At 71.1% G+C, this 25,455-nt stretch carries 24 protein-coding genes; 20 read left to right on the top strand and 4 right to left on the bottom strand.

Features of this window, described 5'->3' with window-relative positions; all coding sequences use genetic code 11:
• The first annotated feature begins 113 nt into the window (after window positions 1-113).
• From JT362_RS03085 to JT362_RS03075, 3 genes are read left to right on the top strand one after another with little or no spacing between them, the layout of a single operon-like run.
• Window positions 114-1,166, top strand: coding sequence for an ABC transporter substrate-binding protein (locus tag JT362_RS03085; protein WP_260189454.1), 1,053 nt, complete (start codon window positions 114-116; stop codon window positions 1,164-1,166).
• Window positions 1,163-2,212, top strand: coding sequence for a FecCD family ABC transporter permease (locus JT362_RS03080; RefSeq protein WP_260189453.1), 1,050 nt, complete (start codon window positions 1,163-1,165; stop codon window positions 2,210-2,212). Before JT362_RS03085 ends, JT362_RS03080 begins: the two co-directional genes overlap by 4 nt.
• Window positions 2,209-3,027: an ABC transporter ATP-binding protein gene (locus JT362_RS03075; protein ID WP_260189452.1), complete on the top strand. Its 819-nt coding sequence runs from the start codon at window positions 2,209-2,211 to the stop codon at window positions 3,025-3,027. The genes JT362_RS03080 and JT362_RS03075 overlap by 4 nt, the downstream gene beginning before the upstream one ends.
• Here the strand turns inward: JT362_RS03075 and JT362_RS03070 are convergent.
• Window positions 3,006-3,593: a vitamin K epoxide reductase family protein gene (locus JT362_RS03070; RefSeq protein WP_260189451.1), complete on the bottom strand. Its 588-nt coding sequence runs from the start codon at window positions 3,591-3,593 to the stop codon at window positions 3,006-3,008. The two genes, JT362_RS03075 and JT362_RS03070, sit on opposite strands and share 22 nt — an antisense overlap.
• Window positions 3,590-4,348: a DsbA family protein gene (locus JT362_RS03065; protein ID WP_260189450.1), complete on the bottom strand. Its 759-nt coding sequence runs from the start codon at window positions 4,346-4,348 to the stop codon at window positions 3,590-3,592. The genes JT362_RS03070 and JT362_RS03065 overlap by 4 nt, the downstream gene beginning before the upstream one ends.
• A 189-nt stretch (window positions 4,349-4,537) precedes the next feature.
• Between JT362_RS03065 and JT362_RS03060 the strand changes: the two genes are divergently transcribed.
• From JT362_RS03060 to JT362_RS03040, 5 genes are read left to right on the top strand one after another with little or no spacing between them, the layout of a single operon-like run.
• Window positions 4,538-6,127 carry an ABC transporter substrate-binding protein gene (locus JT362_RS03060; RefSeq protein ID WP_260189449.1) on the top strand — a complete coding sequence of 530 codons (1,590 nt, stop codon included), beginning with the start codon at window positions 4,538-4,540 and terminating at the stop codon, window positions 6,125-6,127.
• Complete coding sequence (locus JT362_RS03055) at window positions 6,121-7,131, top strand: ABC transporter permease (protein WP_260189448.1); 1,011 nt, start codon at window positions 6,121-6,123, stop codon at window positions 7,129-7,131. Before JT362_RS03060 ends, JT362_RS03055 begins: the two co-directional genes overlap by 7 nt.
• Window positions 7,128-7,964 (top strand): ABC transporter permease, encoded by an 837-nt coding sequence (locus tag JT362_RS03050; protein ID WP_260189447.1) that lies wholly within the window; start codon window positions 7,128-7,130, stop codon window positions 7,962-7,964. Before JT362_RS03055 ends, JT362_RS03050 begins: the two co-directional genes overlap by 4 nt.
• Entirely contained in the window at window positions 7,961-8,761 is an 801-nt protein-coding gene (locus JT362_RS03045; RefSeq protein ID WP_260189446.1) for an ATP-binding cassette domain-containing protein, read from the top strand. The genes JT362_RS03050 and JT362_RS03045 overlap by 4 nt, the downstream gene beginning before the upstream one ends.
• Window positions 8,758-9,414 (top strand): ABC transporter ATP-binding protein, encoded by a 657-nt coding sequence (locus tag JT362_RS03040; protein WP_260189445.1) that lies wholly within the window; start codon window positions 8,758-8,760, stop codon window positions 9,412-9,414. The genes JT362_RS03045 and JT362_RS03040 overlap by 4 nt, the downstream gene beginning before the upstream one ends.
• Here the strand turns inward: JT362_RS03040 and JT362_RS35345 are convergent.
• Window positions 9,407-11,221 carry a glycoside hydrolase family 35 protein gene (locus JT362_RS35345; RefSeq protein WP_311202659.1) on the bottom strand — a complete coding sequence of 605 codons (1,815 nt, stop codon included), beginning with the start codon at window positions 11,219-11,221 and terminating at the stop codon, window positions 9,407-9,409. The genes JT362_RS03040 and JT362_RS35345 overlap by 8 nt on opposite strands.
• Window positions 11,222-11,271: 50 nt before the next feature.
• On the opposite strand from JT362_RS35345, the gene JT362_RS03030 reads away from it, so the two are divergent.
• From JT362_RS03030 to JT362_RS02990, 9 genes are all read left to right on the top strand, one after another.
• Window positions 11,272-12,264 (top strand): LacI family DNA-binding transcriptional regulator, encoded by a 993-nt coding sequence (locus JT362_RS03030; protein ID WP_260189444.1) that lies wholly within the window; start codon window positions 11,272-11,274, stop codon window positions 12,262-12,264.
• Between the two features lie 65 nt (window positions 12,265-12,329).
• A complete protein-coding gene (locus tag JT362_RS03025) occupies window positions 12,330-13,649 on the top strand; it encodes a carbohydrate ABC transporter substrate-binding protein (RefSeq protein WP_260189443.1) in 1,320 nt (439 codons plus the stop codon).
• Window positions 13,650-14,612 (top strand): carbohydrate ABC transporter permease, encoded by a 963-nt coding sequence (locus tag JT362_RS03020; protein WP_260189442.1) that lies wholly within the window; start codon window positions 13,650-13,652, stop codon window positions 14,610-14,612.
• A gap of 10 nt (window positions 14,613-14,622) precedes the next feature.
• Window positions 14,623-15,501: a carbohydrate ABC transporter permease gene (locus JT362_RS03015; protein ID WP_260189441.1), complete on the top strand. Its 879-nt coding sequence runs from the start codon at window positions 14,623-14,625 to the stop codon at window positions 15,499-15,501.
• Window positions 15,502-15,516: 15 nt separating this feature from the next.
• Window positions 15,517-15,696 (top strand): DUF6903 family protein, encoded by a 180-nt coding sequence (locus JT362_RS03010; RefSeq protein ID WP_260189440.1) that lies wholly within the window; start codon window positions 15,517-15,519, stop codon window positions 15,694-15,696.
• A complete protein-coding gene (locus JT362_RS03005; RefSeq protein WP_260189439.1) occupies window positions 15,693-17,030 on the top strand; it encodes an alpha-L-fucosidase in 1,338 nt (445 codons plus the stop codon). The genes JT362_RS03010 and JT362_RS03005 overlap by 4 nt, the downstream gene beginning before the upstream one ends.
• Window positions 17,027-18,049, top strand: a complete 1,023-nt coding sequence (locus JT362_RS03000) for a peptidyl-prolyl cis-trans isomerase (RefSeq protein ID WP_260189438.1) — start codon at window positions 17,027-17,029, stop codon at window positions 18,047-18,049. The genes JT362_RS03005 and JT362_RS03000 overlap by 4 nt, the downstream gene beginning before the upstream one ends.
• Complete coding sequence (locus JT362_RS02995) at window positions 18,046-20,331, top strand: discoidin domain-containing protein (protein WP_260189437.1); 2,286 nt, start codon at window positions 18,046-18,048, stop codon at window positions 20,329-20,331. Before JT362_RS03000 ends, JT362_RS02995 begins: the two co-directional genes overlap by 4 nt.
• A gap of 22 nt (window positions 20,332-20,353) precedes the next feature.
• On the top strand, window positions 20,354-21,373 hold the full coding sequence (locus JT362_RS02990) for a putative sugar O-methyltransferase (protein WP_260189436.1): 1,020 nt from the start codon (window positions 20,354-20,356) through the stop codon (window positions 21,371-21,373).
• Here JT362_RS02990 and JT362_RS02985 read toward each other — a convergent pair.
• The gene (locus tag JT362_RS02985) at window positions 21,360-22,457 is read right to left on the bottom strand and encodes a VanZ family protein (protein ID WP_260189435.1); all 1,098 of its coding nucleotides are present in this window, start codon (window positions 22,455-22,457) and stop codon (window positions 21,360-21,362) included. The genes JT362_RS02990 and JT362_RS02985 overlap by 14 nt on opposite strands.
• Window positions 22,458-22,617: 160 nt before the next feature.
• Here JT362_RS02985 and JT362_RS02980 point away from each other — a divergent pair, with 160 nt between their 5' ends.
• The 3 genes from JT362_RS02980 to JT362_RS02970 are packed head-to-tail and all read left to right on the top strand — an operon-like array spanning window position 22,618 to window position 25,445.
• Window positions 22,618-23,679: a FecCD family ABC transporter permease gene (locus JT362_RS02980; protein WP_260189434.1), complete on the top strand. Its 1,062-nt coding sequence runs from the start codon at window positions 22,618-22,620 to the stop codon at window positions 23,677-23,679.
• Window position 23,680: 1 nt separating this feature from the next.
• Window positions 23,681-24,481, top strand: a complete 801-nt coding sequence (locus tag JT362_RS02975; RefSeq protein ID WP_260189433.1) for an ABC transporter ATP-binding protein — start codon at window positions 23,681-23,683, stop codon at window positions 24,479-24,481.
• Window positions 24,465-25,445, top strand: coding sequence for an ABC transporter substrate-binding protein (locus tag JT362_RS02970; protein WP_260189432.1), 981 nt, complete (start codon window positions 24,465-24,467; stop codon window positions 25,443-25,445). Before JT362_RS02975 ends, JT362_RS02970 begins: the two co-directional genes overlap by 17 nt.
• Window positions 25,446-25,455 lie beyond the last annotated feature (10 nt).

The raw sequence follows: 25,455 nt of genomic DNA, 5'->3' as shown, positions 1-25,455 counted from the left end.
CCCGTCGTCGACCGGGTCGAACCGGAGCCGGGAACTTTCCCACGCGCCGATCCGACTGTGTGGGCGGGAACGGCGAAGGCCGCCCCACCAGTCGGTCCGGGAGGAGTTTCTTCGTGCGCAGGCGTGTCGCGGCGGTCGCCGCGGTGGCGGTGGTGGGCGTGCTCGCCGGTTGCGGGGGTCCGAGCGGGGTCAGCGCGTCGGACGGGCGTTCGGACGCCGGCTACGGGACCCGGACGGTGACGGACTGCTCGGGAACGGAGTCGACGTTCACGTCCGCGCCGACCCGGGTCGCGACGGTGACGACGAGCGTGCTGGAGTTCCTGCTGGCGCTGGGCCTGGCGGACAGGGTCGTCGGCGTGCAGGCGGTCGCGCCCGGGGCGTTCCCCGCCGAGCTGCAGCGGATCGCGGACGCGCTTCCGAAGCTGGGCGGCGAGTACGTGCCGGGCAACTTCGTGCCGGTGCAGCGGGAGCAGCTGCTCTCGGCGGACCCGGACTTCGTGATCGGCGGGTGGCCGTCGAACTTCGACACCACGAAGGGGGCGCTGTCGCAGGCCGAGCTGACCGAGCGCGGCCTGAAGTCGTACTACGCGTACTCGGTGACGTGCGAGCGGGACGCCCCGGTGACGGACCTTTCGGCCGTGTACCAGGACATCGAGAACTACGGCACGGTCTTCGACATCGAGGACGATGCGGAGGAGATGGTGTCCGGCATGAAGGACACCGTCGCGCGGGTACGGGACGCGGTCGGGGACGCCCCGCGTCCGAAGGTGTTCTCCTACAGCTGGGAGGACGGCCGCGGCGAGGCCTACGCGATGGGCAACCAGCACCTGGGCAACGCGGTCGTCACCCTGGCGGGCGGCGAGAACATCTTCGCCGACACCGACGCCGTGTTCGGCGACGCCGGCTGGGAGGAGGTCGTCTCCCGCGACCCGGAGGCGATCGTCATCGAGGTGTTCGGCAAGCCGACCCGGGCGGAGTTCGACCAGGTCGTCGCCGAGGCGGAGCGGTTCTTCGTCGGCGACCCGGCCCTGCGCAACGTCACCGCGGTAAAGGAACGTCGGTTCGTCCCGGTGCTGGCCGAGACGTACTACGTCGGCGGCACCCGCAACGCCGAGGCGGTCGACGTGCTCGCCAGGGCGCTGCACCCGGACGCGTTCCCCGAGTGACCGGGAAATCGGGTTCGTGGCGCACCGGGCTCGTGCTGGGCGGCCTCGTGGTCGCCGGGCTCGCGTTGTGCGTCGTCGCGGTCGGGATCGGCAGCGCGTTCATCCCGCCGGCGACGGTCGCTGAGATCCTCGGGTACCGGCTCACCGGGCTCGGGGACCCGACGCACTGGACCCTCACCCAGGACGACATCGTGTGGAACCTGCGCCTGCCGAGGGTCCTGCTCGCGATCCTGGTCGGCGCGGCGCTCTCGGTGGTCGGCGTGGTGGCGCAGGCGGTGATGCGCAACCCGCTCGCCGACCCGTACGTGCTCGGCATCTCCTCGGGCGCCGCGCTGGGCGCGGTGGCCTGGCTCGTGCTCGGGGCCGCGGCCTTCGGTGGCGTGTCGGTCGGCGTCGCGGCGTTCGCCGGTGCGGTGCTGGCGTTGTTCGCGGTGGCCGCGTTCGTGCGGTTCACCGGAACGTTCTCGTCCAGCCGCCTCGTGCTCGCCGGCATCGTGATCGGGGCGGGGTTCACCGGCCTCACGAACTTCCTGATCTTCCAGGCGCGGGACGTCGGCACCACCAACACCGCGCTGTTCTGGATTCTCGGCAGCCTGTCCGGCGCGCGGTGGGACCAGCTCCTGGTGCCCACCGTCGTCCTCGTCACCGGCGTGGTCCTGGTGATGCTGCTGTCCCGCCAGCTCAACGCGCTGCTGTTCGGCGACGCCACCGCGGCGGCGCTCGGAGTCGACCCGAACCGCGTCCGGCTGCTGCTCTACGTCGTCGCGGCCGCCCTGACCGGTGTGGCGGTCGCCGTGTCCGGCGTCATCGCGTTCGTCGGGCTGATCGTGCCGCACGCCGCGCGCCTGGTCGTCGGCAGCGACCACCGCGGGCTGGTTCCCGTCGCGGCCGCGCTCGGGGCGGTGTTCATGGTCGCGGTCGACCTGCTCAGCCGGACCGTCATGCCGCCGGAGGAGCTTCCGGTCGGGGTGGTCACCGCCGTGCTCGGCGCCCCCGCGTTCCTGCTGCTGATGGCACGCAGCACCGTCCGGTTCGGAGAGTCATGACACCCGAACACGCCCTGGAGATCCGGGACCTCACCGTCGAACTGGGTGGCAGACGAATCCTGCACGAGGTCGGGTTCACGGTGCCCCGCGGCGAGGTCGTCGGCATCATCGGCCCCAACGGCGCTGGCAAGTCCACGCTGCTCAGCTGCGTCTACCGGCACATCGCCTACCAGCGCGGCGAGATCACCGTCGACGGACGCGAGCTGCGCACCCTGCCCCGCAGGGAGCTGGCCCGCCTGATCGCGGCCGTTCCGCAGGACACCCCGTTCGCCTTCGACCTCACCGTCGAGGACATCGTGGCCGCCGGTCGCATCCCGCACACGGGTGCCTTCGCGCGGAACCGGGACCACGACCGGGGGATCATCGACGAATGCCTGCGGCGGGTGAACGTGGAGCACCTGCGGCACCGGAGCGCGGCGACGCTGTCCGGCGGGGAGCGCCAACGCGCGCTGCTGGGCCGGGCGCTCGCGCAGGACGCCCCGATCCTGGTCCTCGACGAACCGACCAACCACCTCGACCTCGCCAACCAGGAACAGCTCCTCGAACTCGTCCACGAGCACACCGGGACCAGCCTCGTCGCCATCCACGACCTCAACCTCGCCGCCGAGTACTGCGACCACATCGTCGTGCTGCGCGACGGCGCGGTGGTCACCGACGGCCCACCCGAGCGGGTCCTCACCCCCGAGCTGCTGCACGACGTCTTCCGGGTCCGCGCGCACGTCGTTCCGCACCCGGAGAGCGGCCGTCCGCACGTCATCACGAGCGCGCGGCGTGTCCGGTCCGGAGTGGACGCTCAGAACAGCGTGCGCCAGTAATCCCAGAACTCGACCAGGACGAGCACCGCGATCGCCACGTACCAGGCGGCGAGCACGGCGGAGTGCGCCCGCGCCAGCAGGTCGCCGATGTCCCGGGTGGCGTCGAAGGCCCGCAGCGTGTCGAGCGTCGTGTACCAGAAGATCGGGATCGTGACCGCCCACACCAGCATGCAGTACGGGCACAGCGCGTGGATGTCGTACAGGCTCGCGGCGATGAGCCAGTGCACGAACACGACCCCGAACGTCGCGCCGGCCTGCATGCCGACGCGGAACCACCTCGGCGGTGCGAAGCCGGCGAGCCGGACGACGCCGACGGTCGTGACGACGGCGAAGGCGGCGATCCCGATGAGCGGGTTGGGGAACCCGAACGCCGCCGCCTGGTCGCTGTCCATCACCGAGCCGCACGAGATGGTCGGGTTCAGCGAGCACGTCGGCACGTAGTCCGGGTCGGTCAGCGTCGCGATCTTCTCCAGCGTCAGCGCGACCGCGGCGGCCAGCCCGAGCGCGCCGCCGACGGCGTAGAGCCAGCCGAGCCCGCGAGCGGGCCGCGTGGCGGTCGTGCTCATCCGAGGGCCTCGTCGATCTGGTCGCGCAGCTGGGCCGCCACGTCGTCGAAGGACTCGGCCGACGACTCGAACTTCTCGCCGTTCACGTAGATCGTCGGGGTGCTGGACACGCCGACCCGCTCGCCGGCGGCCACGTCGGCGTCGATGCGCCGCTGGATCTCGGCCGAGGCCAGGTCCGTGTGGAACCGGTCGAGGTCCAGGCCGATCTCGGTGGCGTAGGAGTCGAACAGGGTGGTGGCGCGCTGCTCGTCGTCGCTCACCCGCTGCCCGTCCTCGGTGACGGCCCACTGCTGGTAGTTGTCGTAGAGCTGGTGGTACATCTCGCGGTACCTGCCCTGCGCCGCGGCCGCCTCGGCGGCGCGGGCGGCCGGCTGGGCCAGCGGGTGCATGGACAGCGGGAAGTTGCGGGTGACGAAGGTGACCCGGTCCGCGTAGTCCTCCTCCAGCTGCTTGGTGACGTTCGTGTAGTAGGCCGCGCATGCCGGGCACTGGTAGTCGAGGAACTCGACGATCGTCACCGCGTCGCCCTCGGCCTCGGTCAGCGTGTTGCTGTCCGGACCGGCGCGCAGCTCGGCGGGGATCTCGCCGGCCGTGTCGCCGCCGTCCCCACCGTCACCCCCACCATCACCGTCGCCGCCGAACACCAGGATCCCGCCGATGACGGCGACCGCGAGTACGACGATCGCCACCGTGGCGATCACGTTCCCGGAGACGCCTCGCCGGGCCGGGACCCGGTTGCCGGAACTGCGTGCCATTCCGGTTCTCACTCTCCTCGTTCGTCGTTCTGGCCGCGCGACGCCCAGACCAGGTTGCCACGGATCGCGTGAGGGCTGGTCGGCCGGGATAACGAGTTGGTTCCCGGATGTCACCCAGGCCACACGAACGGGTGATGCCAATCTATGCTTGTTGCCAAGCGCTGGCAGCAACGTCTGGGAGTGATCGGGTTGCGCGTACGAACTCGCCGCTGGGTCGCGGTCGCACTCGCGGCCGCCGCCCTGGGCGCCGCCACGGCCTGCTCCACCGGCGACGCCGTGAGCGGCGCGAAGCCCACCGAGCTGCGGCTGGCCATCGGCGGCGAGGCGGAGGACGGGTACGACCCGACGCTCGGCTGGGGCCGCTACGGCAACCCGTTGTTCCAGTCCACCCTGCTCACCCGCGACGCCGACCTGAAGATCACCAACGACCTCGCCACCGGGTACTCCGTCAGCCCGGACGGTCTGGTGTGGACGGTGGACATCCGCTCCGACGCGACGTTCAGCGACGGAAAGCCGGTCACCCCGGGCGACGTCGCCTACACCTTCAACACCGCGGCGACGAGCGGCGGGCTCACCGACGTCACCGTGCTCGACCAGGCAGTCGCCGTCGACGAGGACACCGTCGAGCTGCGGCTGCGCGAACCACGGAGCACGTTCGTGAACCGGCTCGTGTCGCTGGGCATCGTGCCGGAACACGCCCACGGCCCCGGCTACGCCCGCGACCCGGTCGGCTCGGGGCCCTTCGTCCTTGAGCAGTGGGACGAGGGCCAGCAGCTGATCGTCCGGCGCAACGACGACTACTACGGCGGCAAGCCCGCGTTCGAGCGCGTGGTGTTCGTCTTCACCGACGAGGACGCCTCGCTCGCCGCCGCCAGGTCCGGGCAGGTCGACGTGGCCGCGCTGCCGTCCGCGCTGGCGTCCACCGAGATGCCGGGCATGACGCTGCACGCGATCGAGTCCGTCGACAACCGGGGCATCACGTTCCCGTACCAGCCGGCCACCGGCCGCACCAACGCCGACGGCGAGCCCATCGGCGACCCCGTCACCTCGGACGTCGCGGTGCGCCGGGCGATCAACCTGGCCATCGACCGGCAGGCCCTGGTCGACGGCGTGCTGGACGGCCACGGGCGCCCCGCCACCGGCCCGGTCGACGGCCTGCCCTGGTACGACCCGAGCACCGCGGTCACCGGCACCGACCCCGACGCCGCCGCCCGGCTGCTCGACGAGGCCGGGTGGCGCGACACCGACGGCGACGGCGTCCGCGAGCGCGACGGCGTCCGGGCCGAGTTCACCCTGCTCTACCTCGCGTCCGACTCGCTGCGCCAGGGCCTCGCGCTCGCCGTCGCCGACATGCTGAAGCCCATCGGCGTCGCGGTCACCGCCAAGGGCGAGAGCTGGGAGGTCATCGAGACCAGGATGCACGCCGACGCGGTGCTGTTCGGCTGGGGCAGCCACGACCCGACCGAGATGTACAACCTGTACCACTCCGGGCAGGCCGGCATCGAGCTGTACAACCCCGGCTACTACGGCGATCCCGAGGTCGACGCCGCCCTCGACGCCGGCATGGCGGCCACCGACCCGGCGGAGGCGACGGCGCACTGGAAGGAGGCCCAGCGCCACTTCGGCCCGGCCGCCGACGCCGCCTGGGCCTGGCTGGTCAACCTCGACCACACCTACTTCGTCGACTCGTGCCTGGACGTCGGCCAGGAGCAGGTCGAGCCGCACGGCCACGGCTGGCCGATCACCTGGAACATCACCGGCTGGCGCTGGACGTGCTGACCGAGGGCGTCCCGGCCGCGCTGCGCGGGTTCGCCGGCCGGCTGGGGCGGCTGGTGCTGCTGCTGGTCGCGGTCGCGGTGGCGTCGTTCGCGTTGATGGTCAACTCGCCGGTCGACCTGGTCGCGGCGTACGTCGGCGCGGACGTGGCGTCGCTCGGCCCCGAGCAGCGGGCCCTCATCGAGGAGCGCTGGGGCCTGAACGATCCGGCGCACGAACGGTTCCTGGCCTGGCTCGGCAACCTCGTGCGGGGCGACTTCGGGTTCTCCGCGACGTTCAACCAGCCGGTGCTGGAGGTCATCGGCGACAAGTTCCTGGCCAGCCTGGCGCTGATGGCGCTGGCCTGGCTGCTGTCCGGGGTGCTGGGCTTCGGCCTCGGCCTGCTGGCCGGCGCGCGGCAGGGCCGGGCCACCGACCGGGTGATCACCTGGTGGGCCTACACGCTGGCCAGCGCCCCCACGTTCTGGGTCGGCCTGCTGCTGCTCTACGTGTTCGCGGTGTCGCTGAACTGGGCACCGGTCTGCTGCGCGGTGCCGATCGGCGTGCCGGCGGCCGACGTGACCCTGCTGGACCGCCTGCACCACCTGGTGCTGCCCGCGGTCACGCTCAGCGTCGTCGGCATCGCCCCGGTCGTGCTGCACACCCGGCAGGCGGTGATCGAGGCGCTCGCCGGCGACCACGTGGCGTTCGCCAGGGCCCAGGGTGAGCGTGGTTTCGGCCTGATCCGGCACCGGGTGGTGCGCAACGCGGCCGCGCCGGCACTGCTGCTCCAGTTCAGCTCGCTGGGGGAGCTGTTCGGCGGCTCGGTGCTGGCCGAGCAGGTGTTCTCCTACCCGGGTCTCGGCGCGGCCACCACGACCGCCGCGCTCAACCAGGACGTGCCGCTGTTGTTGGGCATCGCCCTGTTCACCACGGTGCTCGTGTTCACCGGCAACGCGATCGGCGACCGGGTGCACGCGGGCGTCGACCCGAGAGCCGCACTCGCCGACGCCAGGAGGAGCCGGTGACGACCGTCGAGCGCGGGACCGACCGCCGCCGCCGCACGCTGGCGCAGTTGGCGGCGTCGGTGCTGGTCGTACTGGTGGTCCTGGTCGCCGGAACCCTGGCCGTTGACGCGGCGCAGACCACCGGCCTGGCGTCGCGCAACGAGGCGCCGACGCTCGGGCACTGGTTCGGCACCGACTGGCTCGGCCGCGACGTGCTGGCGCGGGTACTGGCCGGCCTCCGGCTGAGCCTGGTGGTCGGCACGTCGGCGGCGGTGCTGTCGGCACTCATCGCGCTGGTGCTCGCCAGTGCGGCCACCGTCGGCGGCCCTCGCGTCGACGCCGTCGTCGGCTGGCTGGTCGACCTGTTCCTGGCGCTGCCGCACCTGGTGCTCCTGATCCTGCTGGCCTTCGCCCTCGGCGGCGGCACCGAGGCGGTGATCGTCGCCGTCGCGGTCACCCACTGGCCGACGCTCACCAGGGTGCTACGCGGCCGGGCCAAGGAGGTGGTCGCCGCGGACTTCGTGTCCGTGTCCGCGCACCTCGGCCGAGGTCGCTGGTGGATCGCGCGCCGGCACGTCACCGGTCACCTGGCCGGGCAGTTCCTGGTCGGCCTGGTGCTCCTGTTCCCGCACGCGATCCTGCACGAGGCGGCGCTGTCGTTCCTCGGCCTCGGCGTCGACCCGGCGGAACCGTCCATCGGCGTCCTCCTGGCCGAGTCGATGCGCTACCTGTCCGCCGGCGCCTGGTGGCTCGCGGTGCTGCCCGGCCTCTGCCTGCTGGTCGTGGTCAAGGCGGTCGACGGCATCGGGGAGAACCTGCGAGCCCTGCTGAACCCGAGGAGCCACCACCTGTGAGTGCCCTGTTGGCGGTGTCGTCCCTGGCCGTGTCGTTCCACCAGTACGAACGCGGCCTGCGGCGCAGGACGGTGGTGCCACTGTCCGCCATGGACCTCACCGCCGACCGGGGCGAACTGGTGGCCCTGGTCGGCGCGAGCGGCGCCGGCAAGACCCTGTTGGCGCACGCCGTCCTGGGCATGCTCCCACCCAACGCCGAGGAGTCCGGCGACATCCGCGTCGACGGCGAACCGCTGGACCCGCCTGCCCGCCGGGCTCGGGCCGGTCGAGGCATCGCCCTGCTGCCCCAGTCGGTGACGTTCCTGGACCCCGTGACACCGGTCGGCCGCCAACTCCGCCGCTCGGCGGCCCTGGCCGGCCGCCCCGACCCCCGAGCGGCCGCCGCCACCGCCCTCACCGACCGCGGCCTGAGTCCCGAAGTCGCCGGCCGCTACCCCCACGAACTGTCCGGCGGCATGGTGCGCCGGGTGCTGACCGCCATGGCCATGATGGGCAGCCCCGACCTGGTCCTCGCCGACGAGCCGACCCCCGGCCTCCCCGCCGAGGCCGTCCGAGCCGTCCTCCACGACCTCCGCCGGATCGCCGACGACGGCCGCGCGGTCGTCCTGATCACACACGACCTGCCCGCCGCCCTGGAGGTCGCCGACCGCGTGGTGATCTGCCACGACGGCCGCACGATCGACGAGGTCCGCCCCGCGGACTTCACCGGCAACGGCGAGGCGTTGTCGCACCCGTACACCCGCGCGCTGTGGCTGGCCCTGCCCGCCAACGGCTTCCACCTGCCGGAGGACTCGTGAGCCTGGTCGCCGAGAACGTCTGGTTCCGCTACGGCAGGCGCCACCCGTGGGTGGTGTCCGGCGCGTCACTCGCCGTCGAACCCGGTGAGGTGGTCGGTCTGCACGGCCCCAGCGGTGTCGGCAAGAGCACCCTCGGCAAGCTCCTCGCCGGCCTGCTCACCCCCCAGCGCGGAAGCACGTCGGCCGACGGCACCCCGCCGAACCCGGACCGCCGGACCGGCCGCCCCAACCCGGTCCAGGTCGTGCACCAGCACGCCCACCTGGCCATGGACCCCCTGTGGAAGATCACCACCATCCTCGCCGAAGCCGCCCCGGGCTCGGCACCCGCCGAGGTCGACCCGTCCCTGGTCCCCCCGAACCTCCTGGACCGCTTCCCCCACGAGATCAGCGGCGGTGAGGCCCAGCGGGTCAACCTGGCCCGAGCCCTGCTGACCGCCCCGCGCTACCTCGTCGCCGACGAGATCAGCGCGAGCCTGGACCCCATCAGCCAAGCCGCGGTCTGGCGACTCCTGCTGACCGCCGTACGGACCCACGGCATCGGCGTCCTCGCCATCTCCCACGACCGCCCCCTACTGGCCGCGGTCGCCGACCGGGTCGTCGACATCGCCGATGTGACCGGCACGATCCAGGAGACGGTGCCCGTCGTCACGTGAACTCCTCGACGTACTCCTCGGGCGGACCCAGCTCGGGGCGGTCGCGGAGTTCCAGGGCGTCGCCGAGGTGGTCCAGTTCCAGGACGGTGACCGTGTTCGTGCCGGCGCGGAGCAGCGGGGCCGGGCAGTACAGGGTGACCTGGGGGCCGATCTCCCAGTAGCGGCCGAGCAGGAAACCGTTCACCCACAGCAGGCCTCGGCCCGAACCGGGTAGGGCCAGGAACGTGTCCGCCGGTTGCTCCACCGACACGGTCGCCTCGGCGAATCCTGTTTGGACGGTCGGGTCGCCCGCGGCGACGGCTTCGGCCAGGTCTGTGGAGGTCCACTCCTGGACGGCAATCGGCACGCTGTCCCAGCCGTGCACGATGCGGCGGTCCACCAGGACCGGGCCGAGCAGGCCCTTGTGGCCGCCCAACCCGGGCCCGTAGTTCACCCGGCCGAGGTTCTCGACCAGGACGTCCAGGCGGACGACCTCGCCGGTTCCGGACACCGGCAGCGACGGGGCCTGCGGGGTGACGGTGCCGATCACCGCGCCGTCGACCAGGACCACGGCTTGGTCGCGGACGTCGGTGAACACGAGACGGTGTTCGCCTGCCGGGACGCGGGGGTGCGCGGTGTGCAGGACCATGCCGGCGTCCAGGCCGAGTTGCTCGAACGTGGCGGGGCGCGGGGCGCGCGACGTCGGGGCGGGGACCGCCCGCAGGCCGGGGATCAGGCCGGCGCGGGGGACCAGCGGAACGCGAGCCGGCGGGAGTACCGGCAGCCGGGTGGGGGAGCGCACGGGGCCACGCGCGCCGAGCGCCTCGCGCATGGCGAAGAACTTGTCGGTGAGCGAACCGTCCTCGGCCACCGGGGCGTCGGAGTCGTAGCTGGTCACCGTCGGGTGCAGCCGGCCGTCCTGTTCGTTCGCGCCCGCCCACAGGCCGAAGTTGGTGCCGCCGTGGGCCATGTAGATGCTCACGCTGCCACCGTCGGCGACTATGCCGCGCAGCGTACGGACGGCACTCTCGACGCCGCGGACGTGGTGGTGCTCGCCCCAGTGGTCGAACCAGCCGTTCCAGAACTCCGCCACGACGAACGGTTCGTCCGGGCGACGCTCGGCCAGGAGGCGGCGGGCGGCGTCCGGTTTCGAGCCAAGGGTGACCGCCGTCAGCGTGTCGGGCAGGGTGCCGGCGTCGAGCATCAAATCCGTGGGGCCGTCGGCGGTGAACAGCAGCTCGTGGACCCCGCGCGCGGTGAGGGTGTCGCGGAGCCAGCGCAGGTACTCCCGGTCGTCGCCGAAGCTGCCGAACTCGTTCTCCACCTGGACCGCGACCACGGGGCCGCCGACGACGGACTGCAGGGCGGCGATGCGGGGGACGAGCTGGTCGAACCAGCGCGCGACGGCGTCCGTGAACACCGGGTCGGAGCTGCGGACGGCCACGTTCCGGGCGGTGAGCCAGCTCGGCAGGCCGCCGTTCGACCACTCCGCGCAGATGTACGGGCCAGGGCGCACCACGACGTCGAGGCCCTCCTCGCCGACCAGGCGGATGAACCGCTCCACGTCGTGCCAGCCGTCGAAGCGGGGGGCCTCGGACTCGCGGGGCTGGTGGAAGTTCCAGGGAACGTAGGTGTCGACCGTGTTCAGCCCGAGGTCGGCCAGCCGCCGGATCCGGTCCCGCCACAGGCCGGGGTGGACGCGGAAGTAGTGCAGCGCGCCGGACAGGATCCGGTGCGGGACGCCGTTCCGATGAAGGCGGCGGTTCTGCCAGGTGAGCGTGCTGGTGGCCGGGACGATCCCCGGATCGGGCAGTTCGTGCACGAACACAGCATAGATGTTATCGATGACATCTATAACTTGAGCGGTAGTATTCCGCCATGGGTAACCCGAGCATGGCGGACGTGGCGCGGGCCGCGGGCGTGTCTGCGCAGACCGTCTCCCGCGTGTTCCGCGAGTCGCCGAACGTCAGCCCGGACACCCGGCGGCGGGTGCTCGCGGCCGTCGACGAGCTCGGCTACCGCTTCAACAACGCCGCCCGCACGCTCTCCTCCGGGCGCAGTCGCACCATCGGGCTCGTGCTGCTGCAGTCCGGCGGGTACTACTCACGTTCGGCGGTCACCGCGGGTGTCGAGGCGGCCGCCGGTGAGGCCGGGTACGCGGTCAGCATCGCGACCATCGCGGCGCTCGACACCGGGCTGATGGAACGGTCCCTGTCCAAGCTCGCCGACCAGGGCGTCGAGGGCATCGTCATCGCCGTGCCGCTCATCTTCGCCACGCCGAGGATGGAGGACATCACCCGGGACATCCCGACCGTCACTCTCGACGGCTCGCGCACCGCGGGCGCCAGCGTGCTCGGGATCGACCAGCGGGAGGCCGGCCGGGTCGCCACCCAGCACCTGCTCGACCTGGGACATCGGCAGGTCTGGCACGTGTCGGGACCGGACGAGTGGATCGAGGCGCGCCAGCGGCGGCAGGGCTGGCAGGACTGCCTCACCGCCGCGGGGATCGAGCCGCCACCGCCGCTGGAGGGCGACTGGTCACCCGAGTCCGGCTACCGGCAGGGACAGATCGTGGCCATGATCCCGGACGTCACCGCGATCTTCGCGGCCAGCGACGAGATGGCATTCGGGGTCGTCCGTGCGCTCCGGGAGCGGGGCCGGGCGGTGCCGGACGACGTGTCCATCGTGGGCGTAGACGACATCGCCCTCGCCGCGTACTGCTCGCCGCCACTGACCACCGTCCGGCAGGACTTCTACCGCTTCGGCGCGGCGGCCGTCGGGCTGCTGCTCGAGGGAGCGGGTGCGGCCGACTCGCTCGTCCCGGCGAGCCTGTCGGTCCGTGACTCCACGGCGCCACCGCGCGGTCACTGAAACCTGTCTTGCGAATCCATGTTATCGATGCCAAAGTAAGCCTCGCTGGAACGGAAGGAACATAAATGATGAAGAGAACACTCGTTCTGGCGAGCGCCGCCGTCGCCGCACTCGGGCTGGTCGCCGGCTGCTCGACCGGTGGTGACTCCGGCTCCGGCGGGACCCTCGGCGTCGCCGCGCTCGAAGGCGGCTACGGCAGGGACATGTACACCAAGGTGATCGAGGCGTTCGAGGCCGCGCACCCGGACGTCGACGTCGAGCTGCGGATCTCGAAGAGCATCGAGGACGAGATCAGCCCGAACATGAAGGCCGGCCGGTTTCCGGACGTCGTGGTGCTCGGTCAGGGCCGCAAGGCCGCCCTCACCGAGACCCTGGTCAAGGACAAGGCCCTCGAGGACCTCACCCCCGTGCTCGACACGACGATCCCCGGCGAGGACACCACCGTGGGGGACAAGCTCATCGACGGGATCGTCGGCAACCTCAACACCAACCCCTACGGCACGGACCAGACGTACCTGATGCCGATGTACTACGCGCCGACCGGCCTGTTCTACAACAAGGGCCTGTTCGCGCAGCAGGGGTGGGAGGTCCCGGCCACCTGGGACGAGATGTTCGCGCTCGGCGACACGGCCAAGGCGCGGGGGATCGCCCTGTTCACCTACCCGACCGCCGGGTACCTCGACTCCTTCTTCTTCTCCCTGCTGGCCGACGTCGGCGGCGAGGACTTCTACAACGACGTGATGACCTACCAGGAAGGCGTCTGGCAGACCGACGAGGCCCAGCAGGTCCTCGACATCACCACCCGCCTGCTCGACTACGCCGCACCCGCCACGGTCGGCTACGCCAACGAGCAGGACTTCACCAAGAACCAGCAGCTGATCCTCGACAACAAGGCGCTGTTCATGCCGAACGGCACCTGGATCGTCGGCGAGATGGCCGACGCCCCGCGCGCCGACGGTTTCCAGTGGGGCCTCACCCCGCTGCCCGCGGTCAGCGAGGGCGGCGACCGCTACATCACCACCTCCGTCGAGTCCGCCTGGATCCCCAGCGGCGCCGAGAACAAGGACACCGCCAAGGAGTTCCTCGCCTTCCTCTACTCCGACGAGGCGGCCGCGATCTTCGCCGAGGCCAACGCGATCCAGCCGATCAAGGGCATCGCGGACACCCTGTCCGGCGAGAACGCCGAGTTCTACCAGGTGTACGAGGACCCGGCCGTCTCGCCGCTCGTCGGCGGGTTCGCCAGCACCGCGCCGGTCCCCGGCGTCGACATCAAGGCCACCCTCTTCGACACCGCGAACAGCATCATCAGCGGCGACAAGACCAAGGCGCAGTGGCAGTCCGCACTGCACGACGCCAGCGAGCAGCTGCGGCAGGCGGGCGCGTAGGTGACGACCATCTCCGCGCCACCGACGGACGTCGGCACCCCGGTGCCCGCGCCCCGTCGCCCCCGGCCGGGCGGCACCCGAGGACGGGGCAGCGGGCGCTTCGTGTTCCTGTGCCTGCTGCCCGCGCTGGTGCTGTTCGTCGTGTTCATGATCGTGCCGACGGTGAACGTGTTCCGCACCTCGCTCTACGCGTGGAGCGGGTTCTCCCCGGACCCGAGGTTCGTGGGGTTCGAGAACTTCGCCCGGCTCCTCGACGACCAGCAGTTCATCCGCGCGTTCCAGAACACCGTCGCGCTCCTGGTCGTCGTCACCGTCGTGACCATGGGCGTCGCGCTGTTCCTCGCCGCGGTGATGACCAGGCAGCGGATGCGGGGCCGGACCTTCTACCGGTTCGTCCTGTACGTGCCGAGCGTGCTGTCCGTCGTGGTGATCGCGGCGATCTTCTCCGCCGTCTACGACCAGGAGAACGGCCTGATCAACGGCACGCTCCAGGCGCTGTCGCTGGAGAACCTGGAGCAGGTCTGGCTGGGCGACCAGCAGATCGTGCTCTACTCGGTGGCCTTCGCCATGGTGTGGCAGTCGATCGGCTACTACATGGTCCTCTACATGTCGAGCATGTCGGTCGTGCCGGAGGAGCTGTACGAGGCCGCCGCGCTCGACGGGGCGTCCTCGGTCACCCAGTTCTTCACCATCACGCTGCCGCTCATCTGGCAGAACCTCCGCACCACGCTGACGTTCTTCATCATGAGCGCGGTCAACCTCAGCTTCGTCCTGGTGGTCGCGCTGACCGGCGGCGGGCCGGACGGCTCGTCCGAGGTGCTGCTGAGCTACATGTACAAGCAGGCGTACACGAACTCGACCTACGGCTACGGCATGGCCATCGGCGTCGTGATCTTCGTGTTCTCGTTCCTCGTGTCGCTCCTGGTGAGCAGGACGACCCGGCGCGAACCACTCCAGTTCTGAGGACCCCACGATGACCGTTCACAGCTCAACCCGCGTGCGCGCCGGCCGGTTGGCGAGCCACGCCCTGGTGGTGGCGATCGCGCTCGCCATCGCGGTGCCGGTCGCGTGGGTGCTGCTGGCCTCGGTCAAGGACAAGAGCGAGTTCTACGGCAGCCCGTGGACGCTGCCGGACGGCCTGCACCTGCAGAACTTCGTCGACGCGTTCGTGCACGCGCACATGGGCGCGTACTTCCTCACCTCGGTGTTCGTCACCGCGCTCGCGCTGGTGTTCGTGCTCGCGGTCTCGGTGCCGGCGGCCTACGTCATCGCCAGGTTCGACTTCCGAGGCAAGCGGATCGTGGAGACCGCGCTGCTCGCCGGACTGTTCGTCAACGTCAACTACATCGTGGTGCCGATCTTCCTGATGCTGGTCGGCTGGGACCGCGCGCTCCGCGAGCTGATGCCGTCGGGGTTCTTCATCGACAACCCGGTGGTCCTGTCGCTGGTCTACGCCGCGACGTCGATCCCGTTCACCGTGTACCTGCTGACCGCGTACTTCCGGTCGATCCCGAGCGACTACGAGGAGGCCGCAGCCCTGGACGGCGCGTCCCGCCTCACCACCATGACCAGGGTCATGCTGCCGATGGCCCGGCCCGCGGTCACCGTGGTGATCCTGTTCAACTTCCTGGCCTACTGGAACGACTTCATCATCTCGCTCACCCTGATGCCGGGGGACGGCAAGACACTCCAGGTCGGCCTGCTCAACCTGTTCACCGCGCAGAAGGCCGCCGCCGACTACGGGCGGCTCTACGCGGGCATGGTCATCGTCATCGTCCCCGTCCTGCTCGTCTACGCGTTCATCCAGCGCCGCCTCATCGAGGGCATGGCGGCCGGTGGCGTGAAGGGCTGACCGGAAGGAGCCGGCATGAAGGAATCGACGCGCACGGCGCTGCTCGTCACCGCGAGAGCGGTCGCCGCGGTGGCGTGCGTGGTGGTGGTCGTCGTCGCCCGCGCGACGGTCGGCTGGGGCAACCTCCTGGTCATGCTCGCCGCGCTCGGCGGCCTGCTGATCCTGCTCGCCACGTACAACCGGCGGTTCCAGTGACCGCGCCGGCACCCGCGCTGGCCGCGGTCCGCCCGAGCGCCCGGCAGGTCGCCTGGCAGGAGCTGGAGTTCTACGGGTTCGTCCACTTCGGAATGAACACGATGACCGGTCGGGAGTGGGGCGAGGGAACCGACGACCCCGCCCTCTTCGACCCGGCCGGACTTGACGCCGACCAGTGGGTCGCCGCGCTCAAGAGCGCCGGGATGACCGGCGTGATCCTCACCTGCAAGCACCACGACGGGTTCTGCCTGTGGCCGAGTGACGTCACCGACTACACCGTCGCGGCGTCACCGTGGCGGGACGGGAAGGGCGACGTGGTCGCCGAGGTCGCCGACGCGGCCCGCCGGCACGGCCTGCGGTTCGGCGTCTACCTGTCGCCATGGGACCGCGCCGAGGCGTCCTACGGCTCCGGCACCGCCTACGACGACTTCTACGTCGCCCAGCTCACCGAACTGCTCACCCGGTACGGCCCGGTGTTCTCCGTGTGGATGGACGGCGCGAACGGTGAGGGCCCGAACGGCAAGCGCCAGGTCTACGACTGGGACCGGTACTACGCGGTGGTCCGGGAACTCCAGCCGGACGCGGTGCTCAGCGTGTGCGGGCCGGATGTCCGCTGGTGCGGGAACGAGGCCGGCCACACCCGCCCCGACGAGTGGAGCGTCGTGCCCGCCGGTCTGCGCGACGCCGAGCGGATCGCGGACCGGTCGCAGCAGGTGGACGACGGGACGTTCGCGCGGCTGGTGCGCAGCGACGACCTCGACCTTGGCAGCCGGGCCGCGCTCGCCGGGCACGAGGACGACCTGGTCTGGTACCCGGCCGAGGTGAACACCTCGATCCGCCCCGGTTGGTTCCACCACGACGCCGAGGACACGCAGGTCCGCTCGGTCGACGAGCTGTTCACCATCTACCTGCGCTCCGTCGGCGGCAACTCCTGCTTGCTGCTCAACGTCCCGCCCGCCGCGGACGGCCTGGTGCGCGACGCCGACGTCACCGTGCTGACCCGGCTCGGGCAGCGGATCGAGGACTTCTGGGCCAGGCGGCTCGAGGCCACGGTCTCGCACGAACCCCGGTTGACCCTCGACTTCGGTCGGACCGCGCGGGTGGAAGCCGTCGTCGTCGGCGAGGACATCACCCAGGGTCAACGCATCGAGCACGTCGTCGTCAGCGGCAGGGTCGACGGGCGGCTGACGCCGCTCGCCGAGGCGAACGCGGTGGGCTACCGGCGCGTCCTGACGTTCCCGCCGGTCGAGGTCGACGCCATCGTGGTGGAGGTGCGGCAGACCCGGGACACCCCGGTCGTCGCCCAGGTCGCGGCGATCGAGGCGGCACCGTGAGGCGGGGGTTGCTGGCCGGCGTACTGGCCGCCGTCGCCGCGCTGGTCGTCACCGGCGTCGTGCTCGTCCAGCCCTCCGGCGACATCGCCACCGTCGACGGGCACGCGGTGACCCGCGACGAGCTGCTCTTCCACATGGAACGGCTCGCGCCGACCGTCCGGAACGAGCTGCGGGACGCCGGTGACACGTTCGACTGGAACCAGCGGGCCGGCGACACGACCGCGCTGCGCGTGCTCGCGGACCGCGCGCTGGAGGAGATCCGGCGGGACAAGACCCTGCTCGTGCTCGCGCGGGACCAGGGGCTCGTGGACTCCGTCGACCACACGGCCTTCCTCGACGAGCTGGCGGACGAGAACGACGCCCGCGCCGAGGCCGTGGCCGCCGGGAAGACCGTCTACGGCGTCACCGAGTTCTCGCCGGAGGAGTTCTACACCAAACGGCTCGCCGAGCTGGCCACGAGCCTGAAGGACCGGCTCAGCGCGAACCCCGGCGATCCGCTGCACGTCACCGACGCCGAGGTCCGGCACGAGTTCGACACCAACCGGGCCGACTGGAGCGCGAACGCGACCACGTACACCTACTCCACGCTCGTCGTCCCGGTGCCCGAGGGCGCGTCCCCCGACTACGCGAGCGCGTTGCGACGCCGGGTGGCCGCGGCGGACCGGCTGGCCGACGTGGCGCCGGGGGAGCCCGGCGCGCGGATCACATCGGGCACCTACGGCGGCAGCGGCTCCACCGGCCGCAACGCCCACGACCAGCAGCTCACGGCCGTGCTCGGGAACCTCGCCCCCGGTGAGGTCTCCGACCCGGTCGCCGGCGCGGACCACATCACCTACTACCAGCTCGACGGCAAGACCGTCGACGAGGACGCGGCGTTCGCCGGCTACGCCAAGCGGATCCGGATCTCCCTCGTCGACGAGAAGTTCTCCCAGTTGCTCCAGCGTCGGGTCGACGACGGCGAGTTCGAGGTCGACACCGCGGCGCTGGACGCCATCGACGAAGAGGATGTGCGGCTATGAAAACTGTCCGGGCGGGACTCACCGCCGTACTCGCGGCGCTGCTCGTGTTGGCGCTGCTCCCCGCCGTGTCGTCGGCCGCCGAGCCGGACAGGGCGGACACCAGCGGCCGGACCTGGTGGCCGGGGAACTTACCCAACCGGAAGGGCGGCACCGACTACTACGTCGACGCCACCCACGGCAGTGACCGGGCGTCCGGGACCGCGCCGTCGAAGGCGTGGCGCAGCCTGGGCAAGGTCAGCGAGACGACGTTCCGGCCGGGCGACCGCATCCTGCTCAAGGCGGGCGAGGAGTGGCACGACGAGCAGCTGTGGCCGAAGGGCTCCGGCAAGGCACGCCGGCCGATCACCATCTCGGCCTACGGCGACCCGAGAGCCGACCGCCCGTACATCGCGACCAACGGCAACGTGCCGAGCCCGTTCGCCGAGGACGGCTCGAAGAACCCGGACACCGTCGGGCTGACCGGCGCGATCGTGCTGCGCAACCAGCAGTACTGGGAGATCGACAACGTCGCGCTGTCCAACGACGACGACTTCGCCACCGACATCACCACCGGGTCCCACGTCCGGGACGGCATCGCGGTGTCGATCAACGCCGACCTGCTGCCCGAGGGCGCGGACAACATCATGGACCACTTCCGGATCTCGAACGTGTACGTCCACCACCTGGACGGCCCGAGCCACTGGCAGCGGATCCACTACGGCGGCGTGAACTTCCAGGTCTTCGGCAGCCGCAACTACAAGGAGTACGGCACCGGCGGCTACTACTTCAAGGACGTCGAGATCGTCGACAACACGTTCGAGAACGTCGAGCTGCACGCCATCCAGTTCGCGTTCAACTGGTTCGGCGCCGAGGGTGTCGAGTCCGGCCAGTACGACGAGAACGGCAAGTTCCACGAGGGCTGGGAACAGCTGTGGGTCCGCACCCGTGACCTGTACAGCCGGGACGTCTACATCGCGCACAACTACGCGGAGAACATCGGCCAGGGCGCGATCCAGCTCGCCAACACCAAGAACATGTTGGTCGAGTTCAACGAGGTGAACGGGTTCCTTGAGCGCTACTCGCAGGTGTCGGTGGCCCTCTACCTGTGGGCGGGCGCGGACTCGGTGATGCAGTTCAACGAGGTCTACGGCGGCCCGGACAACGAGTTCGACGGCACGCCGTGGGACCTGGAGTACACGAACTTCAACGTCACCTACCAGTTCAACTACTCGCACGACAACGCCGCGGGCTGGATGTCCTACATGGGCAACAGCTCCAACTCGATCGCCCGCTACAACCTGAGCGTCAACGACAACGGCGTGCTCGTGAAGAACATGCTGTCGTCCAACTACTCGCCGACGTACTTCGTGAACAACACCTTCGTCTACGACGGCGCCGACCTCGACTACTTCCACGACGAGACGTTCCTGAGCAAGGTCTACTTCCTGAACAACGTCTTCTACAACACCTCGGACACCCCGACGACCTGGTACCGCCGGGACGGCGCTCTGCGCAACGCGGTGTTCTCGAACAACGCCTACTACGAGGCGGGCGGCGTCCACTCCGACCAGGAACCGGACGACCCGCGCGGCCTGCGCACCGACCCGCGCTTCGTCGGCGACCCGGCGGACTACGTCACCGGCATCGGCGTGCACGACGTCCGGCGCGCCGCAGCGCACTTCGCCCTGCGCGAGGACTCCCCGCTGATCGACGCGGGCCGGTACAACCCGAGCCTGGGCACCGAGGACTTCCTCGGCACGCACATCTACTACGGCGACGCCCCGGACATCGGCATGGCCGAGCGGCGGATCGGGCCGAAGGTCCCGCACCCGGTGGACGACGACCCGGTCGAGGAGGACCCGAACAGCCGGGTCGACCTGGCACTGGACAAGCCGGTCACCGCGAGCTCCACGCACCCCGGCGCGGGCGGCACCCTCGGCGCGGACAAGCTGACCGACGGCGACCTGTCGACCCGCTGGGCCGCCGCCGACGACGCGACCTACCCGATCACGCTCGACGTCGACTTCGGCCGGAACACCACGTTCGACGAGGTCTACCTGGACGAGTACACCGACTCGGGCACCAACCCGAGGGTGCGCTCGTTCGCGCTCCAGCGCTGGGACGAGGGAACCGGCCAGTGGGTCACGTTCGCGACCCGCGACACCGGCATCGGCCACGACCTCACGGTGACCGGCTTCGGCGCGGTCACGACCACGAGGCTCCGCGTGGCCCTCACCGAACAACTCCCGACGGAGGTCTACACCCCGACCATGACGACCATCGCCGTGTACCAGACCGGCTGACGCTGGCAGTAGGGTCGTCGGCGTGACCGACTGGACCCGGATGACCAAGCAGCTCCTCGCGGACGTCGACGGCTGCGAACCGATCTACCGTCCGACGAACTTCTGGACACCCGGGCTCCGGGAGATCCTCGCCGACCTCGAGACCCGCGGGGTGGAGACGTTCAAGTCCTGGCCGACGGCCGGCTACTGGTTCTACCCGAACTACGGCTGGCCGTTGGCCCCGGACACCGTGGCCAAGACCTTCAAGCCGGCGCTCAAGGCCAACCCCGGCCTGCCGAGGCGCTGGTGGCTGCGGTCGCTGAACGGCTTCCGCGAGGCGATCCGGGACTTCGACCTGGCGCGGTTCGCCTGGGACCAGTCCCGCTGGCCGTTCGACCTGGAGGGCTTCGGTGAGAGCGCGGTCGGCCGGCCGGTGCACCACTACGCGCTGACCGACCGCGAGGTCCGGTGGGGCAAGCCGTACCTGAACTACCTGCTGTGCCTCGCCGCGCTGTCCCGGCACGTCGACGAGCCGCCGTCGAGCTTCCTGGAGATCGGCGGGGGCTTCGGCGTGCTCGGCGAGATCGTCATGCAGCGGAACCAGCGGGCGCGCTACGTGAACCTGGACATCCCGCCGCTGGTGACCGTCGCCTCGTACTACCTGTCCACGCTGTTCGGCGACCGGGTGCTGACCCCGGACGCGGCCGAGCCGGGCCCGCTCTCGCTGCCGGCCTCCGCCTGCCTGCCGAACTGGCGGCTGCCGAACGTGTCCGGCCCGTTCGACGTGTTCGTCAACTCCTTCTCGTTCCAGGAGATGGAGCCGCACGTGGTCGACCACTACGTCGGGATGGTGGCCGACATCGGGGTGACGTACGTGGTGTCGCTGAACACCCGGCACGGCAAGCCGCGGGCCACCGACGGCGGCGAGGGCGGCGTGGTCGACCCGGTGACCTCCGACCTGATCGTCGAGCAGTTCGGCAGGCGCGGCTACACCGTGTGCGGGCGCTACGGCGAGCCGCTGATCCGCAGCGCGGGGGAGTTGGTGGTGCTCAGGCGCTCCTGACCGGCTCCCGGCTGTCCGCGGCGCGCGCGTCGACCACCCGCAGCCCGGACACGACGCCGGACAGGCCGGGGTGCGAGCGCGGCCGCCAGGCCAGCACGCCGCCGGCCACGAGCAGCACGAGCGACAGCGTGCCGGCGGCGGGGACCCAACCGTCGAGGCCGGCGAGGACGTAGTAGCCGAAGGTGCCGGTCAGCAGGGCCGGGAGCACCCGGACGCCGGCCCGTCCGCCGTCCGGGCCGGTCCGGTGCAGGCGTACCGCGCGCTGGCCGAAGGTGGCCCCGGCCGGGGCAAGTGACGGCAGCACGAGCAGCAGCACCGCGGGCAGCCAGGTGGTGAGCACGGTGCCGGCGACCCGGTTGTCGTTGAGGTAGCCGCCGGTGGTGTACCAGGTGAGGAGGTTCGCCGCGACGCTCATCAGCGCGCCGAGCAGGAACACCGACACCAGGTCGACGAGCATGCCGAGCAGCCGCCTGCCGGTGGTGACCGGGCGCGGCGCGCCGGCTGGCAGCCGCGGGTCGCCCTGCAGCCGCCGGATCATCGGCGCGGCGAGGACGCCGATGGCGGTGCCGAGCGTGTTCGCGATCAGGTCGTCCACGTCGAACAGCCGGTACGGGCAGGGGAACAGGAACCAGTTGCCGGTGAGCTGGGTGAACTCGATCAGCAGCGAGACCCCGAGCCCGGCGAGGACGACGGTCGGCACGCCCCGGCGCCGCAGGTGCGCCCGCAGGAACGCGCCAAGCGGGACGAACAGCGCGATGTTGAACATGCCCTGCTGCACGGCCGCGTTGCCGAGCACCCCGGCGTGCTCACGGATGTCGGCGACGATCCGCAGCGGATCCAGCTGCGGGGTGCCGAACCGGCTGTGCTCGGCGCACCAGGACTCGTCGATCGAGGGCAGCGGCAGCAGCGTGTAGGCGATCAACGCGATCGCGTAGACCAGGAACGCGAACGCGACCACCGCGCCGCCGAGGCCCAGCTCGCCGCGCCGCCGGTAGCTGCGGTAGATGAACGGAACCAGCAGCAGCACGGCGAGCAGCACGCCACCGATCACCGCGATCACCGCCGGCAGCACCCTGGACTCCACCGCGACTCCCTTCCCCGACTCGCCTCTTCCTATCCGCTCACGCGTTTCCGCGCGGCCTGAGCACGCGGGTACCTCACCCGATCGTGTTCGTTCGGAAGCGTCCGGTCACAGCGTGGCCGGGTGTCGATCACCCGAACGCGCCGGGGTAGAGTTCTTGACAATGACAATCACTACAGGTTGGCGACGGGTGGACGGGTCCGTGCTCGGATTCGCGGTCGCCCTGTCCGTCGTCCTGGTCGGCTCGGTGCTGGTGGCGGCCGGGCTGGGACCGGCCGTGATCGCGCCGGGGGAGACCGTGCGGTACCTGTGGGCGGCGCTGACGGGTGGGGAGATCGGCTCGGACGAGGTGACCACCTACCAGATCGTCTGGCAGATCCGGACGCCCCGGGTGCTGCTGGCGGCGATCGTCGGAGCCGGGCTCGCGGCGGTCGGGGTCGTGGTGCAGGCGTTGGTGCGCAACGCGTTGGCGGACCCGTTCATCCTCGGCGTTTCCTCGGGCGCCTCGGTGGGCGCGGTCGGGGTGAGCGTGTCCGGCGGACTCGCCGGGCTCGGCATCTACGCGGTGTCGGCCGGCGCGTTCCTCGGTGCGCTCGGCGCGTCCCTGCTCGTCTACCTCGCGGCCCGCTCGGCCGCCGGGATCATGCCGTTGCGGCTGGTGCTGACCGGCGTCGCGATGGCGTTCGGGTTCCAGGCCGTGCTCAGCGTGATCATCTACTTCGCCCCGGACAGCGAGGCGACGAGCGCGGTGCTGTTCTGGACGATGGGCGGGTTCGGCGCGGCGACGTGGGGTTCGCTGCCGGTGGTGGCGGTGGTCGTGCTGGCCGTGCTCGTGGTGCTGCGCCGGTACGGCCGGGCGCTGGACGTGCTGTCGCTCGGCGACGAGACGGCCGGGAGCCTCGGGGTCGACGCGTCCTCGGTCCGAAGAGGACTGTTCGTACTTGCCGCGGTGGCCACCGGCGCGATGGTGGCGGTGAGCGGCGCCATCGGGTTCGTCGGGCTGGTGGTGCCGCACGTGGTGCGGATCCTGGTCGGTGCCGCGCACGCGCGGGTGCTGGTCGTCGCGCCGCTGGTGGGGGCCGTGCTGATGGTGTGGGTCGACCTGGTGTCGCGGACCGTCGTCGCGCCGCGCGAGCTGCCGTTGGGCGCGATCACCGCGCTCGTCGGCGTGCCGGTGTTCGTGGTGCTGATGCGGCGCCGGGGCTACCTGTTCGGGGGACGATGACGTGGCGGAGCTGACCTTCGACGAGCTGTCGGTGACCGTCGACCAGCACCCGATCGTCCGCGAGCTGCGGCTGGACGTGCCGGCCGGTGAGGTCGTCGGTCTGGTGGGCCCCAACGGTTCCGGGAAGTCCACCGTGCTGCGCTGCGTGTACCGGGCGATGGCGCCCAGCGGGGGAGCGGTCCGCCTCGACACCACCGACCTGGCCACGCTGACCCCTCGGGAGAGCGCGAAGCGGATCGCCGCGCTCACCCAGGAGAACAGCGTCGACCTCGACTTCACCGTGGCGGAGGTCGTCGCGTTCGGGCGTACCCCGCACCTGCCGGGCAACCGGTCGTTGTCCGCACGCGACCGCGACGTGTGCCGGGACGCGATGGCCCGGCTCGACGTGCTGCGCCTGGCGGAGCGGAGCGTGCTGTCGCTGTCCGGCGGCGAGCGACAGCGGGTGCTGATCGCCCGCGCGCTCGCACAGGAGCCCGAGGTACTGGTGCTCGACGAGCCGACGAACCACCTCGACCTCCGGCACCAGGTCGAACTGCTCACCCTGCTGCGGAACTCGGGGCGCACCGTCCTCGTCGTGGTGCACGACCTCAACCTCGCCGCCGTCGCCTGCGACCGGATCGGGGTGCTCGCCGGCGGCGTGCTGGTCGCGTCCGGGACACCGGCGGACGTGCTCACCCCGGAGCTCGTGCGCGAGGTGTTCGGCGTCGACGTGGTCGTCGTCCGGCACCCGGAGAACGGTGCGCCGCAACTGCTCCACTCACTGTCCACATTGGAGGTAGATCCCGATGGTCAACGTGCGTAGGCGCGCCGCGCTCCTCGTCGCGATGATCCCGCTCGCGGCGTGCGGGGCGCGGGTCGCCGAGGAACCGGAGGCGGCCACCGTCACGGTGCCCCGCTGCGGCGAGGACGTCGAGTACACCACGCCCGAGCGGGCGGTGGCGTACGAGGGCGGCAGCGCGGACAAGCTGTTCGCGCTCGGGCTGACCGAGCACGTGCACGGCTACGTGATGCCGCCGGCGAACCCGCCGGTCGAGGAGTCGCCGTGGGCGGCGGAGTACGCGAAGGTCGAGTTCCTCGGCGACGACCTGCTCAACAAGGAGGTGGTCGTCGAGGCGAACGCCGACCTGGTGGTGGCCGGCTGGCGGTCCGGCTTCTCCGACGAGCGCGGCATCACCCCGGAGATCCTGGACGGGCTGGGCATCCAGAGCTTCATGCACACCGAGTCCTGCTACAACTACCCGAACCACCCCGAGCGGGTCACCCCGTTCGAGGCCCTCTTCACGGACCTGGAGCGGCTGGGCCGGATCTTCGGCGTCGAGGACCGCGCGCGGCAGGTGGTCGCGGACCTGAAGGACCGGGTCGAGAAGGTGAAGTCCCAGGTGCCGCAAGGGGATCCGGTGCCCGTGTTCCTGTACGACTCGGGCACCGACCAGCCGTTCACCGCCGGCAACCAGGTGCCGCCCAACGAGATCATCTCCTTCGCCGGCGGCCGCAACATCTTCGCCGACCTCGACGAGCGCTGGACCCAGGTCGGCTGGGAGTCGGTCGTCCGGGCCCAGCCCGAGGTGATCATCATCCTCGACTACGGCGACCAGCCCGCCCAGGAGAAGATCGACTTCCTGAAGACCTCGCCCACGACCGCGACCCTGCCCGCCGTGGTGAACGACCGCTTCCACATCCTCGACTACAACGAGGGCATCAGCGGCCCCCGCAACGTCGACGGCCTGGAGGGCTTCGCCGACTACCTCCGCGAGCTGCCGCGCTGAGCCGGTTCCG

The sequence above is a fragment of the Actinophytocola gossypii genome (assembly GCF_025165815.1).
GTDB lineage: Bacteria > Actinomycetota > Actinomycetes > Mycobacteriales > Pseudonocardiaceae > Actinophytocola > Actinophytocola gossypii.
Note: the sequence above shows the minus strand (reverse complement) of the source record. Positions and strands in the feature narration are given on the sequence as shown.

Excerpts from the sequence above, each read along its gene's own strand:
- JT362_RS03010 (WP_260189440.1), top strand. The coding sequence starts at position 15,517 with ATGAAGGAATCGACGCGCACGGCGCTGCTCGTCACCGCGAGAGCGGTC.
- JT362_RS03030 (WP_260189444.1), top strand. The coding sequence starts at position 11,272 with ATGGGTAACCCGAGCATGGCGGACGTGGCGCGGGCCGCGGGCGTGTCT.
- JT362_RS03025 (WP_260189443.1), top strand. The coding sequence starts at position 12,330 with ATGATGAAGAGAACACTCGTTCTGGCGAGCGCCGCCGTCGCCGCACTC.
- JT362_RS03070 (WP_260189451.1), bottom strand. The coding sequence starts at position 3,593 with ATGAGCACGACCGCCACGCGGCCCGCTCGCGGGCTCGGCTGGCTCTAC.
- JT362_RS02995 (WP_260189437.1), top strand. The coding sequence starts at position 18,046 with ATGAAAACTGTCCGGGCGGGACTCACCGCCGTACTCGCGGCGCTGCTC.
- JT362_RS03065 (WP_260189450.1), bottom strand. The coding sequence starts at position 4,348 with ATGGCACGCAGTTCCGGCAACCGGGTCCCGGCCCGGCGAGGCGTCTCC.
- JT362_RS03075 (WP_260189452.1), top strand. The coding sequence starts at position 2,209 with ATGACACCCGAACACGCCCTGGAGATCCGGGACCTCACCGTCGAACTG.
- JT362_RS03015 (WP_260189441.1), top strand. The coding sequence starts at position 14,623 with ATGACCGTTCACAGCTCAACCCGCGTGCGCGCCGGCCGGTTGGCGAGC.
- JT362_RS02980 (WP_260189434.1), top strand. The coding sequence starts at position 22,618 with ATGACAATCACTACAGGTTGGCGACGGGTGGACGGGTCCGTGCTCGGA.
- JT362_RS02970 (WP_260189432.1), top strand. The coding sequence starts at position 24,465 with ATGGTCAACGTGCGTAGGCGCGCCGCGCTCCTCGTCGCGATGATCCCG.